The following is an 18346-nucleotide window of genomic DNA, read 5'->3' as shown; positions in this document are numbered from 1 at the left end:
CGCGGGCTCAGCGCAGCGGGGCGCGCCCGGTGTCGATGCGGCTGAGGCCTTCGCGCGCCGGCTCGTAGCCGGGGCGGAGCTGCAGCGCGCGGTTGTACGCGGCGCGCGCCTTGTCCGTATCGCCCTGATATTCCAGCGCAAGGCCGCGGTTGGACCAGGCGTCGGCATATTGGCGGTCGATCTGCAGTGCCTGGTTGAAGTCCTGCAGCGCGGCTTCGACGTCGCCTGTGGCGAGATAGGACACGCCGCGGCCGTTGTAGGGCTCGGGCGCCTGCGGATCGAGGCCGATCGCGATGCCGAAGTCCTCCACCGCGAAGGCGTGCAGGTTCTGCGATTGATAGATCAGCGCGCGGTTGTGATAGGCGCGCGGATCGCCCGAATTGGCCCGGATCGCGGCGTTGAAGTCCTCCAGCGCGCGGTCCGACTGGTTCTTCAGGCGGTAGATGTTGCCACGGCCGACGAGGGCCGTGTCGTAGGTCGGATTGATGCGCAGCGCGGAATTATAGTCCGCCAGCGCGGCGTCCAGATTGTTCATCCGCCGGTGCACCAGGGCGCGGTTGGCGTAGGCCTGGTAATATTGCGGGTCGATCTGGATCGCTCTGTCGAAGTCCGACAGCGCGTCGTTCAGCTTGTTGCCCCGCCCGTAGGCCGTGCCGCGCATGTTGTAGGCGCTGGCATCGTTCGGGTTGGCTTCCACCACGGCCGTCAGCGAGGCGATGTTGGTCGGCGAACCCGATGCCGGGTCGATGAGCCGGCCGGGAGTCGTCATCGCATCGTCGACCACGCAGCCGCCGAGCACGGCGGCCGCGAGGGCCATCGGAACGGCCACGGCAAAGGTTCGGGACAGAATCCGCGTCATGTTACTCCACCACACGCCGGTGACGCGGCTGAAATGGTTCAGCTGCGCTTCTTACCCGGGAGGAGACCTTCGCGCTGGGCGCGCTTGCGTGCAAGCTTACGGGCGCGGCGAACAGCCTCAGCCTTCTCGCGAGCCTTACGCTCGGAGGGCTTTTCATAGTGGTTGCGCATCTTCATTTCACGGAAGATGCCTTCGCGCTGCATCTTCTTCTTCAGCGCCTTCAGCGCCTGATCGACGTTGTTGTCCCGAACGAGAACCTGCACTTGGCCGTCTTCCTTCTGTTGCACGGCGCATTTTCGGCTGCACCGTCTTGCCGGACGTCAGATCCCAAAGCCAACGCCAATGCGCGCAAGCAGCCGGGCCGCTCCCACCCAGGAGCCGCCAGCCCAGCTACATACGCGCGAATGATGCCCTCTATCAGTCCGCGCGGGAGAAGTCCACACCGCGGCTGAGGACGTTCACGTGCCCCATCTTGCGACCAGGACGCGTGTCTTTCTTGCCATAAAGATGGAGCTTGGCCAGCCGGTTGTCCAGGTGGGCCGCCCAATCGTCCGCGTCGTGGCCGATGAGGTTGATCATCGCCGCATCCGCGGTGCGCGCCGTCGACCCCAAGGGCCACCCGGAGATCGCGCGGATGTGGTTCTCGAACTGGCTCGCCACGGCGGCGTCCTGCGTCCAATGGCCCGTATTGTGGACCCGCGGCGCCATCTCGTTGGCGATCAGCGGGCGCTCCGGGTCGTCGGTCACGAACCACTCGATGGCGACGACGCCGACATAGCCGAGTGCTTCTGCGACCGCGGCTGTGTGGCGCGCCGCCGTCGCCTCCAGATCCGCGGAGAGCGGCCCCGGAACGGTGGAGCGGCGCAGGATGCCCTCGCTGTGGACGTTGGCGGGCGCGGCATAGGCGGCGACGCTTCCGTCCAACCCGCGGGCGAGAACGGTTGAGGTCTCGGCCGTGAAGGGCACCAGCGCTTCCACGATCGCCGGAACCTCGCCGATGGCGGCGAAGGCGGCGGCGGGATCGGCGCCCGGCGCGAGGCGCACCTGGCCCTTGCCGTCATAGCCGAGCCGGCGCGTCTTCAGGATGCCGTTGCCGCCGAAGTCGGCCATCGCAGCGGCGACGTCGGCGGCGCTGTCCACAGCGCGGTGCGGCGCCACGGGAAGCCCGCATTCGGCCAGAAAGGCCTTCTCGGTCAGCCGGTCCTGCGCCACTTCCAAAGCGCGCGGGCCAGGGCGGACCTTGTCGCCGAGCGGGCGCACCGCTGACACGGGCACATTCTCGAACTCGTAGGTGACGACGTCGACGGCGGCGGCGAAGGCGGCCAGCGCGGCGGCGTCCTCATAGGGCGCGATGGTGGTGGACCGGGCGACATCAGCCGCGGGCGGGTCCGCCTCGGGGCTGAAGATGTGGACGGCGAGGCCGAGCTCGGCGGCGGCGGTGGCCAGCATACGGCCGAGCTGCCCGCCGCCGAGGATGCCGACGGTGGCGCCAGGGGAAAGTGTCATGACAGCGCTCCGAAACGGGCGGGGAGGGCGGACGGGTCAGGCCTCGTCCGTCGGATGGGCGGCGACGGAGGCGGTGCGGGCCGCACGCCAGGCGACGAGACGCTCGCCCAAGGCGGGGTCGGACAGCGCCAGCACCGAGGCGGCGAGGAGCGCGGCGTTCACCGCACCGGCGCGGCCGATGGCAAGGGTGCCGACAGGGACGCCCGCCGGCATCTGCACGATCGAAAGCAGGCTGTCCCATCCGGACAGCGCCTTGCTTTCGACCGGAACGCCGAACACGGGGAGGGGAGTGATGGCGGCCACCATGCCCGGCAGATGGGCAGCGCCCCCCGCCCCGGCGATGACGACGCGCACACCGCGCGCCGCGGCGGTTTCGGCGAAGTCGTAAAGGCGCTTGGGGGTGCGGTGGGCCGACACGATGAGCGCGTCGTGGCCGATGCCGAGCTCGCCCAAGGTGGTCGCCGCGCCGCGCATGGTCGCCCAGTCGGACTGGCTGCCCATGATGACGGCGACGGGGGCCGCGGGCGCAGCGGGATCGAAGGAGGAAATCACGCGATGATGTCCGGAAGGATCTTGTTGGAGACGAGGCGAATTTCGTCCCGCAGCTGAAGCTTCCGCTTCTTGAGGCGCTGGATCTGGAGAAGGTCCGTGGAGCCGGCGAAAACAAGCGCCTCGACGGCGGCGTCGAGGTCGCGGTGCTGTTCCTTCAGCGCCTTGAGCCGAGAGACAAGTTCGATTTGAGCTTCGTCATCCATGAGCATATATGCCGCGGGTCAAGCGTTTGATAGATCAACCCGCGGAACGCTGTCGAGCCGGATTATTCGGCCGGGGCGCCGACGACGGCGACCGTGGGCTTGCCTTCCCCCAGAATCCGGGCGGCGGCCCGGCGGACATCGGCCAAAGTCACAGCTTCGATCAAACTGTTACGCCGGTCGATATAGTCCTTGCCGAGTTCTTCGAGCTGGATGGCCAAAAGTTGCCGCGCGGTGGAGTTGGACGAGCCGAAGCGTAGCGCATAGGAGCCGGTGAGATAAGCCTTGGCGTCGTCGAGCTCGGCTTCGGTCGGCCCTTCGGTGGCCATCCGCTGGAGCTGCGCCATGATCACCTCCACCGCTTCCATCGCCCGGTCGTTGCGGGTCGCCGTGCCGCCGCCGAAGATCGCGGTGTGGTCGAACGGAGCCACGTAGGAATAGACCGAGTAGGCGAGGCCGCGTTTCTCGCGCACCTCCTCGAACAGCCAGGACGAGAAGGAGCCGCCGCCCAGGATGTGGTTCATCACGTAGGCGGGGATGAAATCCTCGTCCTTGCGCGCAATGCCCGGCCCGCCGAAGCGGATCGACGTCTGCGGCGTGGCGATGACTTCGCTCGCGGTCTGGTCCGTCGCCGCCTCGACCTCCGGAACCGGGGTCAGTGTCGCGGTGTCCGGCAAGCCACCGAAGGCGCGGTCGAGGAGCGGACCCAGCGTCTCAGCGTCCACGTCGCCCACCACGGAGATGACGAGATTGTCCTTGCCGAAGCCGGTGAGCGCGGCCTCGAGATCCTCGCGCGTCATCGCGGCGATCGATTCCGGGGTGCCGTTGGCGGGCCGCCCATAGGGGTGGTCCGGGAAGGCGGTGCGGGACCAGAGCCGGCCGGCGATGGAATCGGGGTCGGTCTGCTCGCGCCGCAGGCTGGCGATGATGGACGCCTGCATGCGCCGCATCGCCTCGTCCTCGAACCGCGGTTCGTTGAGGGCGAGGGCGAGGAGGTCGAAGCCGCGCTCCAGATTGGCGGAGATGACGCGCATGTCGCCGTAGAACTGGTCGCGGCTGGGGTCGAAGGAGAGCCTCACCGCATTGTCGCGCAGCGCGGTCTGGAAGGCGACGCTGTCATAGTCGGCGGCGCCCTCGTCCAGCATGGCGGAGAGGAGGTTGGCGCGGCCGGTTTTGTCGTCCGGGTCCTGCGAGCTGCCGGCGCCGGCGAAGGCGAAATCGACGGCGACCAGCGGGACCGTGGAATCGGACACCAGCCACGCCTTGATGCCGCCGGGGCTGGTCACTTCCTGAATGTCGATGGCGCTCGCGCTCCCAATTGTGGCGGTCAAAAAGCCGAAGGCGGCAACGGTACGGATGAGCTGACGCATGATGGACCCCGCCTTACTGGACTGCGGCGGGGGCGGGGGCGTCCACGTCGGGCGCCTCTTGGGAGGCGTCCTCGGCGGACGCGGTCAGCAGGCGCCCGGTGACCGCGGCCTTGCCGGCCAGATAGGTCTGCGCCGCCGCCTGGACCTGTTCGGCGGTCACGCTGGCGATGCGCTGCGGCCAGGCTTTGATGTCGTCCACCGTGGAGCCGGTGGCGATCGCCGCGCCGAAGATGCGTGCCAGAGACGACTGGTTGTCCTGCGCGAAAATCACCGAGGACAACAGGTTCGTCTTGGCGCGGCGCAGCTCCTCGGCGGTGATGCCGTCCCGCGCCACGTCGGCGATGATCTCGCGCGCCCGCGCCTCGATCGCCGGAAGCTCGGCCCCGTCGGCCGGCGTGGCGTAGAAGACGAAGCGCGTATCGTCGACGGCGGAGGACTGGTAGTAGGCGCCTGCGCTGGTGGCGAGGCCTTCCTCGCGCACGAGGGCGGTGTAAATGCGGCTCGTGTTGTTGCCGCCCAGAACCTCGCCCAGGACGTCGAGCGCTTCACCCTCGCCCGGCTCGGCGGTGGTGTAGCTCGGCACGATCCACGAGATCTGCGTGGAACGCTGCTGCACGCGCGGGTCCTTCAGCTCCACCGTGCGCTCGGCACGCAGCTTCTGAATCGGCGGGCGGGCGCGGGTGAAGGGGCCGAGATCGTCGGGGATCTGGCCGTAGGTCTTCTCGGCGAGGTCGCGGATCTCCGCCTCGGTCACGTCACCGGCGATGACGAGGATCGCCGCGCCCGGGCGATAATAGTTGCGGTAGAAGCTGAGCGCGTCCTCGTGGGTGAGGGCTGCCACCTCGTCCGGCCAGCCGATCACCGGGTCGCCATAGGGATGGTTGATGTAGAGGGCGGCGTCCACCGCCTCGCCGAGTTCGGCGGAGGGCTGGGTGTCGACGCGCATGCGCCGCTCTTCCAGGATCACCTGGAGCTCGGGCGCGGACACCTCTTCGGTGAGCTGCAGGCCGCGCATGCGGTCGGCCTCGAAGGCCATCATGTCCGGCAGATGCTCCTTGGCGACCTGCTGGAAATAGGCGGTGTAGTCGTTCGAGGTGAAGGCGTTCTCGCGCCCGCCGAGCCGTGCCACGGTGGTCGAGAAGGTGTTGCCGGGGTGCGCCTCGGTGCCCTTGAACATCAGGTGTTCGAGGTAGTGGGCGATGCCGGACTTGCCCGCCGGCTCGTCCGCCGAGCCGAGCCGGTACCAGATCATGTGCGTGACGATCGGCGCGCGGCGGTCGGGAATGACGACGACTTCGAGGCCGTTGTCCAGCGTGAAGGTGGTCGTATCGGGGGCGATGGAAACGTTGCCGAGATCCACGGGCTCAGCCTTTGCGGGGAGCGACAACATGGCCGCGGCGGCTGCCGCGGCTACGATCGTTCGGAACGTCATGCGGAGAAACCCTATCACTACTCATGACAGGGAGGTACGCCTCACGCGCGCCGGTTACCACTGAAGATTTTGTAACGCGGTCACTGCTTCGGCATGACGCGGGCGCTGGGGTCCACCTGCTTGGCGTTCTTATACATCTCTTTTTTCATCCATTCCGAGTTCTCGATGTCCCGCTTCTCGGGAAGCGCGGCGGTCTCGGACGGGGTGCGATAGGCGGTCGGCGGCTGGATGAGCGAGGTGCGCGGGGCGGCCGTGCCGTCCTCGTTCAGCATCACGTTGCGCATCGAGCGGCCGCGGATGGTGACCTTCATTTCCTCGCGCGACAATTTGCGGCCCGGATCTTCCACGCGGCTGAGCTCGTCGGCGACGGTGGCCTGGCGGGCCATCGGCCCGTCGTCCATCTCGCCGGGGAGGAAGCGGCCGCCGCGGGCGGTCGCGGCGGCGTCGAGCGCTGCCGCCTGCTCGTATTGGGCGCGCTTGGCCTCACGGGCTTCGACGTCGTGGTCCTTGGGGAAATTCACCGCGGCTTCGGCCGACGACGTGTCGGACGGGGGCGGCAGATCGCTGGAGCCCGGCATCGCCAGCGGGGCGCGGGGCTTGTAGGTGTCGCCCGGCGAGCGGGTCTGCTCGGCAAGGCCGCCGCGGGTCAGCAACATGCCGAAGACGCTGCCCTGCTCGACCTCCGCCGTGGGGTCCGGCTCTTCCTCGAAATAGTTGTAGGCCGTGTTGCAGCCGGACAAGCCGACAGCCACGAAGGCCGCGATGAGGACGGAACGCACCATGGGACTCTCCACATTGTGGCAGATACACCACCAACTGAAGCCATCGCGAAGCCGGGCCGCCAAGTCAACCGGGCCCGCGATCACACTGACCGGCGCAGTGTCGAGACCGCCGATCTGAGGCTTTGCGGCAACACTGGCAGGAAACTGTTAACCGTTGGTGGTCTCGCCGCGGCGGGAGCGGCGGCCGTCGCCGCCGGTCAGGCTCTCGACCAGCAGCAGCGCCACGCCGACGACGATGGCCGCATCCGCCACGTTGAAGATGTACCACGACCAGGCGCCCCAATAGAGGTGCACGAAGTCCACCACCGCGCCGTAGAGCACCCGGTCGACGAGGTTGCCCACCGCGCCGCCGATGATGAAGGCGAGGGCGATCCGCGTGAGGCCGAGCTTGGCGCGCCAGAGCCAGACCGACAGCGCCGCCGTCGCCGCGAGGGTGAAGGCGACGAGGAGCCAGCGCCCGTGCCCGTCCTGCTGCAGCAGGCCGTAGCTGATGCCCCGGTTCATCACCAGGGTGATGTCGGCGAAGGGGGCGACGGTGATCGGCCCGGCCGAAAAATCGAGCGACAGCACCCAGAGCTTCGTCGCCTGGTCGGCGACGAAGAGGGCGAGGGTGAGGATGAGCGCGGCGGTGCGCCCGGTCCACGGGGTCGCCGCGCGGGGCGTGTCGATCGTCATGCCGACGGGTCTTACGCGGCGGCTTCGATCTCGGCCATCGCCGCGGCGTCGCGCGGCGAAAGGTCCGGGTAGCGCGGGTCGGCGCCGACGTCCGGCAGCACCTTCCACGAGCGGGCGCAGCGGCGGCCTTCGGCGAGGCCCACGGTGACGGAAACGCCCGGCACCTCGGGAAGAGTGAAGGCGCTCTCGTCCGCCGCGCCACCCTTTATCGTCACCGCGGAGGCGATGACGACGTCGGCGAAGTCCACCGCCTCGACCGCGGCGCGCAGCTCGTCGTCGGCGATCGTCACGACCGGATGCGCCTCCAGCGAGGAGCCGATGCGCTTCTCGCGCCGCTCCACCTCCAGCGCGCCGGTGACGACGCGGCGCACGCGGCGCACCTTCTCCCAGCGCGCCGCCAGCGCATCGTCGCGCCAGGCGGGATCGGCGGTGAAGTAGGTCTCCATGTGGACCGAGCCCTCGTGGCCGCGCGAGGTCCAGCTTTCTTCCATCGTGAAGGGCAGGATCGGCGCCATCCAGGTGACGATCGCGTCGAACAGCTTGTCGACCACGGCGAGCGCGGCACGGCGGCGCGGCGAGGACGGCGCGTCGCAATAGAGCGCGTCCTTGCGGATGTCGAAGTAGAAGGCCGACAGCTCCACGTTGGCGAAGGTCATCAGCGTGTGGGCGACGTGGCTGTAGTCGAAGCGGCGGTAGGCGTCCTTGATGTCCGCGTCCAGCACCGCGAGCCGGTGGAGCATCAGCCGCTCCAGCTCGGGCGCCGCGGCGAGGTCCACCGGGGCATCGTCGGCGTGGGCGAGGGTGCCCAGCATCCAGCGGATGGAGTTGCGCAGCTTGCGGTAGGCGTCGGCGACGCCCTTCATGATCTCCTTGCCGATGCGCTGGTCGTCCGAATAGTCCTGGCTCGCCACCCACAGGCGCAGGATGTCGGCGCCGAACTCCTTGATGATGTCCTGCGGGGCGATCGTGTTGCCCAGCGATTTGGACATCTTGCGCCCGTCCTCGGCCATGGTGAAGCCGTGGGTGATGACGGTCTTGTAGGGCGCACGGCCGCGGGTGCCGCAGCTTTCCAAGAGCGAGGAGTGAAACCAGCCGCGGTGCTGGTCGGAGCCTTCCAGATAGACGTCGGCCGGCCACTGGAGGTCGGCGCGCTTGGCGAGGCAGAAGGCGTGCGTGGAGCCTGAATCGAACCACACGTCGAGAATGTCGGTGACCATCTGCCATTGGTCGGCGTCGGCGCGGCCGGCGAGGAAGCGCTCCTTGGCGCCGTCCGCGAACCAGGCGTCCGCGCCCTCCGCCTCGAAGGCGGCGGCGATGGCGGCGTTCACCGCATCGTCCTTCAGGACCTCGCCCGTCTCGGCGTGGACGAAGACGGTGATCGGCACGCCCCAGGCGCGTTGCCGCGACACCACCCAATCGGGCCGGTTCTCGATCATGCCGCGCAGGCGGTTGCGGCCGGCGGGCGGCACGAACTGGGTCTCGTCGATGGCCGCCACGGCGCGCTCGCGCAAGGTGCCGCCGGCGGGTGCGAACGGCGTCGCCGGGATCTCGCGGTCCATGGCGATGAACCATTGCGGCGTGTTGCGGAAGATGACCGGCTTCTTGGAGCGCCAGGAGTGCGGATAGGTGTGCTTCACCCGGCCGCGCGCGATGATCGCCCCGGTCGCCACCAGCGCGTCGATGTTGGCCTGGTTGGCTTTGCCCTTCTCACCCTTGTCGGTGATGACCGCGAGGCCCTCGAAGCCCGGCGCGTCCTTGGTGTAGAGGCCGTCCGGGCCGACGGTGTAGGGGATCGCGGGGTTGATGCCGGCGGCTTCGAGATCGCGCCGCGCGTTCATCCACGCCTCGAAGTCCTCCACGCCGTGGCCGGGCGCCGTGTGGACGAAGCCGGTGCCCGCGTCGTCGGTCACGTGGTCGCCCGGCAGCAGCGGCACGGGGAAGGTGTAGAAGCCGTTCGTCCCGTCCAGCGTGGCGTAGGGATGGCTGGCGCGGTAGCCGGAGAGCTCGGCCCCCGTCACGTCGCGCACCCGCTCCCAGCCGGTGACGCGGGTGGATTTCAGCACCTCGTCCGCCAAGGTGTCGGCAAGGATGATCCGGGCTCCGGCCTTCAGCCAGTTGTCCTCGGCCGCCTCGGTGACGGTGTAGAGGCCGTAGGCGATGGTGGGGCCGTAGGAAACGGCGCGGTTGCCGGGGATGGTCCAGGGCGTGGTGGTCCAGATCACCACCGACGCGCCCTCGAGGTCACCCGCCGCGGCGTGCGCTTCGGCGTGGGTGACGTCCATCGGCATCTCGTGCGCCATCATCCCGCCCGCCGCAGGGGTGACGCCGGCGGCCGTGGCGCCGGTCCCGGCGATCTTCGTCAGCGGGAAGGCGACGGTGATCGTGTCGGACTGGTAGTCGTAATATTCCACCTCGGCCTCGGCCAGCGCCGTGCGCTCGACCACCGACCACATCACCGGCTTGGAGCCGCGATAAAGCTGGCCCGTTGAAGCGAAGATCATGATCTCGCGCGCGATCTCGGCCTCGGCGGCGTAGCTCATCGTCAGGTAGGGGCCGGACTGGGGAACGCCTGCGGAGAAGTTCTCGTCCCAGTCGACGGGGAAGTCGCCGACGACGCCGAGCCGCTCGAACTCCTCGCGCTGCACGCCGACCCAGTGGCGCGCATAGTCCCGGCATTCGGCGCGGAACTGGACGATCGGCACCTCGTCCTTGTTCTTGCCCTTGGCGCGGTACTGTTCCTCGATCTTCCATTCGATCGGCAGGCCGTGGCAGTCCCAGCCCGGCACGTAGTTGGCGTCGTATCCCGCCATCTGGTGCGAGCGCACGACGAAATCCTTCAGGATCTTGTTGAGCGCGGTGCCGATGTGGATGTTGCCGTTGGCGTAGGGCGGGCCGTCGTGGAGGATGAATTTTTCGCGGCCCGCGGAGGCTTTGCGCAGGCTCTTATAAAGGTCCATCTCCTTCCACTTGGCGAGCCATTCCGGCTCCTTCTTCGGAAGGCCGGCCCGCATCGGGAACTCCGTCTGAGGCAGAAACAGCGTCTTGGAATAGTCGCGGGTCTCGGTGGCCGGTTCGGACGGGGTGACGGACATGGGTACGGGCTTTCTGGTCGGGCGCGGAAACCCCGCGCCAGAGACGGCGGACGAGGCGGGATCACGATCTTGGATCGTTGGCAGAACGAGAATATTGCCCGTCCTGTCAAGCCCGGTGGTGTCCTTTCCCGTCGATCGCCGCTCGCCCCAGGCTTAGATGGTCGCTCGCCCGAGGCGTAGATGGCCGCTCGCCCGAGGCGTAGATGGCCGCTCGCCCGAGGCGTAGATCGCCGATTGCCCCAGGGATGGAAAGGCGGCCCGCCCGCCGGAGCGGGCCGCCTTTCGCGCGCCTCTTAGAGGCTCTTCATCAGCTCTTCGGCGGAGGATTCCACCGCCTTGCCCGGCGCGTCCTCGATGTTGAGGACCTTCACCACGCCGTCTTCCACCAGCATCGCGTAGCGCTTGGAGCGGATGCCCATGCCGATGCCCGACGCGTCGAGGTCGAGGCCCACGGCCTTGGTGAAGGCGGCGGACCCGTCGGCGAGGAAGGTGATCTTGCCGCCGGCCTCGGTCGCCTTGGTCCAGGCGTTCATCACGAACACGTCGTTGACCGACACGACGGCGATCTCGTCGACGCCCTTGGACTTGATGTCGTCGTAGTTGGTGAGGAAGCCGGGGAGGTGGTTGTTGTGGCAGGTCGGGGTGAAGGCACCCGGAACGCCGAACACGACGACCTTGCGGCCTTTGGTCAGCTCTTCGGTGCTCACCTCGGACGGGCCGTCCGCGGTCATGGTCTTGAAGGTGGCGGCAGGCAGCGTGTCGCCAACGGCAATCGTCATGGTCGATGTCTCCGACGTGTGGTGGTTACGACATCTATAGGCCCGCGCCACGCCGCGCACACCCCCCGGCCGCGGCGATCGCTGCGACGGCCCTTCGACCGGGCGGGCAATTTCGCCGCATGACAAAGGTGGCTTGCGGCACGCGTCATGCCTTCATGGATCGAATTGCTGTGCTACCTTCTCATCGAGCGCAGCTCAGGGAGGCCAGCCGATGGACAAGATAGAGGGCTATCTCGAAGGTCAATGCCTGATCGCGATGCCGCAGATCGGTGACGAGCGTTTTGCGCGCGCGGTCGTCTTCCTCTGCGCCCATTCCGAGGAAGGGGCGATGGGCATCATCGTCAACAAGCCCGCCAAGAACGTCTCCTTCGTGGACCTCCTGAGCCAGCTCGGCGTGGTGGACGAGGAAAACATGATCCGCCTGCCGCAGGCCGCGCGCAACGTCGCCGTCCACAGCGGCGGTCCGGTGGAAACCGGGCGCGGCTTCGTCCTCCATACGTCCGACTTCATGCTGAAGGAGGCCACCCTCGTCGCCGGCGAGGACGTCTGCCTCACCGCGACGGTGGAGATCCTGCGCGCCATCGCCCATGGATCGGGGCCGAGCCAGGCGCTCCTCGCCCTCGGCTATGCGGGGTGGGCGCCCGGCCAGCTCGAGCAGGAGATCGCCTCCAACGGCTGGCTCCACTGCGCCGCGGATCACGATCTTCTCTTCGACCTCGACGTGACCAGCAAATATGAGCGCGCGATGAAGAAGCTCGGCTTCGACCCGCAGCTCCTTTCGTCGGCGGCCGGCCACGCCTGATCACGAGGCGTCTTGACGCTGGCCGACGGTTCATGCCCCGGCGCACGCCGCCGGACACCCGTGGCTGTGGCATCGGCAGATCGGGGGGTGAGTTGACAGAACGTCGCCGGAAGGTCTTCTGAGACTGACCTTTTGCGGGGGGAACGGTTCCGGGTGCAGTATATCTCGACGAGGGGCGGCGCACAGCCGCTGGGCTTTTGCGACGCGACGCTGGCGGGCCTCGCCCCCGATGGCGGGCTTTTCGTGCCCGAGACCTATCCCGTCCTCAGCCAGGAGACCCTGGCGTCCCTCGTCGGCCGCCCGTTCGAGGCGATGGCCTATACGGTCCTCTCCCGCTTCGCCGCGGGTGAACTTCCCGAAGTCGCCCTCAAAGCCGATATCGACGCTGCGATGGGCAGCTTCACCCACATCGCGCGCACGCCTCTCGTCCAGGTTGGGCCGGATCACTTTATCATGGAGCTGTTCCACGGCCCCACGCTCGCCTTCAAGGACGTCGCCATGCAGACGCTGGCGCGGCTGATGGACCGCATCCTGAAGGAGCGCGGCCGCCGGGCGACCATCGTCACCGCGACGTCGGGCGACACGGGCGCCGCCGCCGCCGAAGCCTTCCGCGGCGCCGCCAACATCGACGTCTTCATCCTCTACCCGGACGGGCGCGTGTCCGACGTGCAGCGCCGGCAGATGACGACGATCGCCGACGACAACATCCACACCCTCGCCGTCGCGGGCGATTTCGACGACTGCCAGCGCATCGTCAAAGCGCTGTTCGTCGACCGCGCCTTCAACGAGAAGGTGGCGATGTCGGGCGTGAACTCGATCAACTGGGCCCGTGTCGCGGCGCAGATCACCTACTATCTCTTCGCCGCCCTGGCGCTGGGCGGACCGCAGCGCAAGGTCGCCTTCTCGGTGCCGACGGGCAATTTCGGCGACATCCTCGCCGGCTACGTCGCCCACAAGATGGGCCTGCCGATCGAGAAGCTGATCATCGCCACGAACCAGAACGACATTCTGGACCGCGCCTCGCGTACCGGCCGCTACGTTCCGGGCACGGTCTCGCCGTCGACCTCGCCGTCGATGGACATTCAGGTGTCCTCCAACTTCGAGCGGCTGGTGTTCGACCTTTCCGGCCGCAACGCCGCGTCGATCGCCGAGCGGATGGCCGACCCGCGCACCGGCTTCGCGCTGACCGAGGCCGAACTCGCCGAGATGAAGACCCTCTTCGCTTCAGGCCGCGCCGACGACGAGGACACCCGCCGCCAGATCGGCCGCACCTACGCCGAGACCGGCCTCATCGTCGACCCGCACACCGCGGTCGGGCTGAAGGCGGCGGCCGAGGCTGACCTTCCGGCCGGCACCCCCATCGTCACCCTGTCGACCGCCCACCCGGCCAAGTTCCCGGATGCGGTGGAAGCCGGATGCGGGCGCCGCCCCGTGCAGCCCGAACGGCTGGAAAAAGTCATGACCGACCCAGAACGCTCCACCAAAGTCGCCGCCGACGTCGCCGCCGTCGCGGCCATCGTCCTCGAGCGGGCCCGCGCGGTGACCGCATGAGCCAGCTCACCACGCTTCCCTCCGGCCTCACCGTCGTCACCGACGAGATGGCCCATGTCGACAGCGTCGCCGTCGGCGTGTGGGTGGAGACCGGCACGCGCTCCGAGCTGGAGGGCGAGCACGGGATCGCCCACTTCATGGAGCACATGGCCTTCAAGGGCACGGCGAACCGCTCGGCCCGCGCGATTTCCGAGGCGATCGAGAGCGTCGGCGGTGAGATCAACGCCGCCACCAGCGTCGAGACCACGGCCTATCATGCGCGCATGCTGACCGAGGACCTGCCGCTCGCCCTCGACATCATCTCCGACATTCTGACCGTCCCCGCCTTCGACCCCGGCGACGTGGAGCGCGAGCGCCACGTGATCCTGCAGGAGATCGGCTCCGCGGAGGACATCCCCGAAGACCGCGCCTTCGACGCGCTGCCGGAGGCGGCCTTCGTCGGCCAGCCGCTCGGCCGCCGCATCCTCGGCACCCGCGCCTCGGTGGGCGCCATCTCGCCGGATGCGCTGCGGAGCTTCTTCGCCGCCAACTATACCGCCCCGGCGATGACCGTCGTCGCCGCCGGCCAGGTCGACCACGCCCGCTTCGTCGACGATGTCGCCCGCGCGTTCGAGAGGGTGCCCACCGGCCCCGCCCGCGCCGCACCCAAGGCGACCTACACCGGCGGCACCGCGGCCGAGACGGACGACGCGTCCGAATGCCAGCTCATCTTCGGCTTCGAGGGCCGGGCCGCGCTGCATGACGACGCGGTGGCCGCCCAGCTCGCCGCGATGGTGCTCGGCGGCGGCATGTCCTCCCGCCTCTTCCAGGCGCTGCGCGAGGAGAGGGGGCTCGTCTACGACACCTCCGCCTTCCACTGGGCGTTCTCCGATTCCGGCGTCTTCGCCATCCACCTCGCCACCTCGCCTCAGGACGTGCCCGAAGCGCGCACTGTGGTGCTGGACGAGCTGGAGGCCGCGATCACCGGCATCACCGCCGAGGAGCTGGACCGTGCCAAGGCCCAGCTTCGCGCCGGCCTGCTGATGAGCCGCGAAAGCTGCAACGCGCGCATGGGCCAGGCCGCGCGCCAGGCCATCGTCTTCGGCCGCCTGGTGCCGAAGGAGGAGCGCATCGCCGAGATCGAGGCCGTGACCGACGCCGACGTGCGCCGCATCCTCGGCGAAGTGGTGCGTTCCACGCCGACCCTCGTCACCATCGGTGCCACGGAGGCGACGGACGCCGCCGCCATCATTGCCCGCTTCGGCACCCCGGTCGCCGCCCTATGAGCGCCCTGCCGCGGTCCGGCCCCCTGCGCGGCACCGCCGCGCTGAACGAGAGCACCGTTCTCGCGGGCAAGCTGACGCGGCTGAAGATGCCGGTTTCGGCCGACTATACCGAATGGAGCACCCTGCGCGCGGAAAGCCGCCATTTCCTAAAGCCCTGGGAACCGACCTGGCCGCGCGACGACCTGACGCGCATGTCCTTCCGCCGCCGCCTGCGCCGCTACCACCGCGACATCCGCGCCGACGAGGGCTACGCCTTCTTCGTCTACGAGGGCGAGACGGGGCGGCTGGCGGGCGGCATCACGCTGGCCCACGTCAAGCGCGGCGTCACCCAGTCCTGCTCGATGGGCTATTGGATGGGCGAGCGGTTCGCCGGCCAGGGCATCATGGGCGATGCCGTACGCACCATCGTCCCCTTCTGCTTCGAGACGCTCGGCCTTAACCGAATCGAAGCGGCCACGCTGCCACACAATGAGCGGTCGATCCGCCTTCTCAAGCGGGTCGGCTTTACCGAGGAGGGCTATGCCCGCCGCTTCCTGTGCATCAACGGGGCGTGGCGCGATCACGTCCTTTTCGGTCTCGTCAATGGAGACACCATCGATCCCACACGGGACGAGGAGCAATGATGCGCTGGCCTTTGTTGAGTTGGCCTGAGATGCGCTGGCTTTTCACCGCCTTGATGATGCTCGTCAGCGCCCAGGCGCTGGCCGTCGAGGCCGTGCCTGTCGGCGATGCGCCGGTGACCGACCTCCTGCCGCTGACCGAGATCTATCTCGACCAGCCCGAGCGCCTACAGGTCTCCACCGCCGAAGACATCAACGGCGTGACCCAACGCATCGAGGTGACGCCCACCAGCGATGCGACGCGCCACTGGGCCGTCATCGGCCTGCAAAATCCGGGCGACGAGCAGCTCGACCGGCTGCTCGTGGCGCAGCATCACCGGCTTCCGGGCTCCGGCGTCTGGAACCCCGACCTCGGCTCGGTGCGCATCGTCGCCATCACTCCGTCCGAAGGCTTCCCGCCCCAGCGCGTCCCCTCCACCGAGGCGGACGTCTTCCTCATCACGCTTGACCCCGGCGCCACGGTCACCTTCGTTCTGGAGCTCGGCGACGACCATCTGCCGACCTTGCGCCTGTGGGAGCCGAACTCCTACCGCGACAGCCAGAACGCCTACACGCTGTTCAAGGGCATCATCGTCGGCATCGCCGGGCTGATGGCGCTGTTCTTCCTCGCCATGTTCGTGATCAAGGGCACGATGATGTTCGCCGCATCGGCGGTGCTCGCCTGGGTCGCCTTCGGTTATGTCCTGATCGATTTCGCCTTCCTCGCCGACATCGTCGCAACGCGCCTCGCCTCCGAAACCGCCTTGCGCGCCTTTTCCGAGGCGATGCTGACGGTGTCGCTGGCGGCCTTCGTCCTCTCCTATCTGCAGATCGCCCGCTGGCGGCTCAGAAGCACCAGTCTGATGCTGGCCTTCATCCCGCTCGCCGTCGGCGCCGGGTGGCTGTCCTTCCAGAGCCCGGAGCTGACCGCGCAGATCGCCCGCCAAGGCCTGCCGCTTGTCGCCGGTCTCGGCCTCGTCGCCATCATCGTCGCGGCGATCCGCGGCAACGAGCGCGCGGTGATGATCCTGCCCACATGGGCGCTCCTCATCGCCTGGATCGCCGCCGCCGCCCTCACCGTCGCGGGCGATATCGACAACGACTTCGTGCAGCCCGCGCTGAATGGCGGGCTCGTGCTTCTCGTTCTTCTCATCGGCTTCACGGTGATGCAGCACGCCTTCGCCGGCACCACCATCGCCCCCGCGCTCGCCAAGAACGTCGAGCGGGACGTTCTGGCGCTGGCCGGCGCGGGCGACATCGTGTGGGACTGGGACCTGCAGCGCGACCACATCACCTGCGGCGCCGAGGCCGAAAGCCGCCTCGGCATGGAGAAAGGCGCCCTGCAAGGCCCGCCCCAGGACTGGTTCCCCGCGCTCCATCCGCAGGACCGCGACCGCTTCCGCGCCGTTCTGGACGCCACGACCGAGCGCCGCCGCGGCCGCATCAACGACCTCTTCCGCTTCCGCGGCGTGGACGGGCACTTCCGCTGGTTCCGCCTGCGCGCGCGCCCCGTCATCGGCACCGATGGTGAGATCATCCGCTGCGTCGGCACGCTGACGGACGTGACCGAGCAGAAGACCGTCGAAGAGCGGCTGCTGCACGACAGCGTCTACGACAATCTGACGGGCCTTCCCAACCAGGCCCTCTTCCTCGACCGCATCGAGATGGCGCGCGCCTGGTCCAACGATCAGACCGCCCAGCGCCTTTTCGTCGTCGTCGTCAACCCGGACAACTTCTCCGAGATCAACGACCAGTACGGCCAGTCGGTCGGCGATTCGGTGCTCCTCACCATGGGGCGCCGCCTCGGCCGCATCCTGCGCCGGCACGACAGCGTGGCGCGCCTCTCCGGCGATTCCTTCGGCCTCCTCGTCTATTCCGACGCCGCCAAGCTCGACGATCTGTCGGAGAAGATCCGCCAGGCGATGGGAACGCCGATCCCCTTCGCCGACGAGGAGATCGTCGTCATCTGCTCGCTCGGCATCGCCGGGATCGACCTGAAGGCCGAGAACGCGGCCGAGATCCTCGACAATGCACAGCTCGCTTTGCGCCGCGCCAAGCGCCAGGGCGGCGACAGGGCCGAGGTGTTCGACCCCTTGATGCGCCGCCTCAACATGTCCGGCCGCAGCCTGGCGCGCGACCTGAAGCGGGCGATCTCCGAAGACAAGGTGAAGCTGCAATATCGGCCGATCTACGAGTTCGGCACAGGCGCCATCACCGGTTACGAGGCGGTGCCCTCCTGGCAGCACCCGCTGCAGGGCCCGCTCTCATGGGCCGAGCTTCTGGACGTCGCCTCCCACGAAGGGATGGCGCTCCAGATGGCGCTCGCCACCCTCGACCGCTGCGCTCAGACGCTCGGCGAATGGCGCGCCTCCGGCAACCAGCTCAACCTGATGCTGACGCTTCCCATCGCCGAGGCCTTCCGCTCCGAACTCGTCGGCGACATGAAGACGATCATCGCCCGCGCGCGCATCGAGCCGGGGACGCTGCAGATCGGCGTTCCGGAGCGCATCGTTTCGGACAATCCCGAGTTCTGCGTGCAACTCGTGAGCCGGTTGAAGAGCGTCGGCGCGTCGGTGTGGCTGGTGGATTTCGCCCGCCGCACCTCCTCCCCCACCATCCTGTCGCGCCTCGACGTGGACGGTGTCCGGTTCGACGAAGGGTTGACCCGCACCACCGATCTGCCGCGCTCCGAGAAGCTGACCGCCGCCATGTTCGGCGTCGCCAAGGCTTTGAACGCTCGCGTGATGGTCGCGGGGGTGGAGACCGAGGCGCAGGCGGCTAAGCTGAAAGCGCTCGGCGCCAATCTCGGCGTCGGCCCGGCCTTCGGGCGGGCGATCACATCGCTCGGCAAATCCAAGAAACTGCAACAAGCGGCGGAATAG

The 18346-nt window shown here is 68.4% G+C and carries 16 protein-coding genes; 5 read left to right on the top strand and 11 right to left on the bottom strand.

What is annotated here, in order from left to right; all coding sequences use genetic code 11:
* Positions 1-7: 7 nt before the first annotated feature.
* The 11 genes from BIX52_RS05250 to BIX52_RS05200 form a co-directional block, all read right to left on the bottom strand.
* Complete coding sequence (locus BIX52_RS05250) at positions 8-859, bottom strand: tetratricopeptide repeat protein (protein WP_108676407.1); 852 nt, start codon at positions 857-859, stop codon at positions 8-10.
* Between the two features lie 38 nt (positions 860-897).
* Positions 898-1122, bottom strand: coding sequence for a 30S ribosomal protein S21 (rpsU, locus tag BIX52_RS05245; protein ID WP_075219855.1), 225 nt, complete (start codon positions 1120-1122; stop codon positions 898-900).
* Between the two features lie 154 nt (positions 1123-1276).
* A complete protein-coding gene (locus BIX52_RS05240; protein WP_075219854.1) occupies positions 1277-2365 on the bottom strand; it encodes a 5-(carboxyamino)imidazole ribonucleotide synthase in 1089 nt (362 codons plus the stop codon).
* 36 nt (positions 2366-2401) lie between these two features.
* Positions 2402-2866 (bottom strand): 5-(carboxyamino)imidazole ribonucleotide mutase, encoded by a 465-nt coding sequence (gene purE, locus BIX52_RS05235; protein WP_075220197.1) that lies wholly within the window; start codon positions 2864-2866, stop codon positions 2402-2404.
* 47 nt (positions 2867-2913) lie between these two features.
* Positions 2914-3120 carry a YdcH family protein gene (locus tag BIX52_RS05230; protein ID WP_075220196.1) on the bottom strand — a complete coding sequence of 69 codons (207 nt, stop codon included), beginning with the start codon at positions 3118-3120 and terminating at the stop codon, positions 2914-2916.
* A gap of 62 nt (positions 3121-3182) precedes the next feature.
* Positions 3183-4487, bottom strand: a complete 1305-nt coding sequence (locus BIX52_RS05225) for a M16 family metallopeptidase (RefSeq protein WP_075219853.1) — start codon at positions 4485-4487, stop codon at positions 3183-3185.
* Positions 4488-4500: 13 nt separating this feature from the next.
* Positions 4501-5919: a M16 family metallopeptidase gene (locus tag BIX52_RS05220; RefSeq protein WP_075219852.1), complete on the bottom strand. Its 1419-nt coding sequence runs from the start codon at positions 5917-5919 to the stop codon at positions 4501-4503.
* A gap of 80 nt (positions 5920-5999) precedes the next feature.
* Positions 6000-6701, bottom strand: coding sequence for a hypothetical protein (locus BIX52_RS05215; protein WP_075219851.1), 702 nt, complete (start codon positions 6699-6701; stop codon positions 6000-6002).
* 147 nt (positions 6702-6848) lie between these two features.
* Positions 6849-7376, bottom strand: a complete 528-nt coding sequence (gene lspA / locus BIX52_RS05210) for a signal peptidase II (RefSeq protein WP_075219850.1) — start codon at positions 7374-7376, stop codon at positions 6849-6851.
* Positions 7377-7387: 11 nt separating this feature from the next.
* Positions 7388-10468, bottom strand: a complete 3081-nt coding sequence (ileS, locus tag BIX52_RS05205; RefSeq protein WP_075219849.1) for an isoleucine--tRNA ligase — start codon at positions 10466-10468, stop codon at positions 7388-7390.
* Between the two features lie 293 nt (positions 10469-10761).
* Complete coding sequence (locus BIX52_RS05200) at positions 10762-11247, bottom strand: peroxiredoxin (RefSeq protein WP_075219848.1); 486 nt, start codon at positions 11245-11247, stop codon at positions 10762-10764.
* A 211-nt stretch (positions 11248-11458) separates the two neighbouring features.
* On the opposite strand from BIX52_RS05200, the gene BIX52_RS05195 reads away from it, so the two are divergent.
* The 5 genes from BIX52_RS05195 to BIX52_RS05175 all read left to right on the top strand — a co-directional run bounded on the left by BIX52_RS05195 (position 11459) and on the right by BIX52_RS05175 (position 18346).
* Complete coding sequence (locus BIX52_RS05195) at positions 11459-12049, top strand: YqgE/AlgH family protein (RefSeq protein WP_075219847.1); 591 nt, start codon at positions 11459-11461, stop codon at positions 12047-12049.
* A 153-nt stretch (positions 12050-12202) separates the two neighbouring features.
* On the top strand, positions 12203-13600 hold the full coding sequence (gene thrC, locus BIX52_RS05190; protein WP_075219846.1) for a threonine synthase: 1398 nt from the start codon (positions 12203-12205) through the stop codon (positions 13598-13600).
* Positions 13597-14865 (top strand): M16 family metallopeptidase, encoded by a 1269-nt coding sequence (locus BIX52_RS05185; protein ID WP_075219845.1) that lies wholly within the window; start codon positions 13597-13599, stop codon positions 14863-14865. The genes thrC and BIX52_RS05185 overlap by 4 nt, the downstream gene beginning before the upstream one ends.
* Complete coding sequence (locus tag BIX52_RS05180) at positions 14862-15488, top strand: GNAT family N-acetyltransferase (protein ID WP_075219844.1); 627 nt, start codon at positions 14862-14864, stop codon at positions 15486-15488. Before BIX52_RS05185 ends, BIX52_RS05180 begins: the two co-directional genes overlap by 4 nt.
* Positions 15489-15517: 29 nt before the next feature.
* On the top strand, positions 15518-18346 hold the full coding sequence (locus tag BIX52_RS05175) for an EAL domain-containing protein (protein ID WP_083660017.1): 2829 nt from the start codon (positions 15518-15520) through the stop codon (positions 18344-18346).

The organism is Acuticoccus yangtzensis, assembly GCF_001927245.1.
GTDB classification, from domain to species: domain Bacteria; phylum Pseudomonadota; class Alphaproteobacteria; order Rhizobiales; family Amorphaceae; genus Acuticoccus; species Acuticoccus yangtzensis.
Note: the sequence above shows the minus strand (reverse complement) of the source record. Positions and strands in the feature narration are given on the sequence as shown.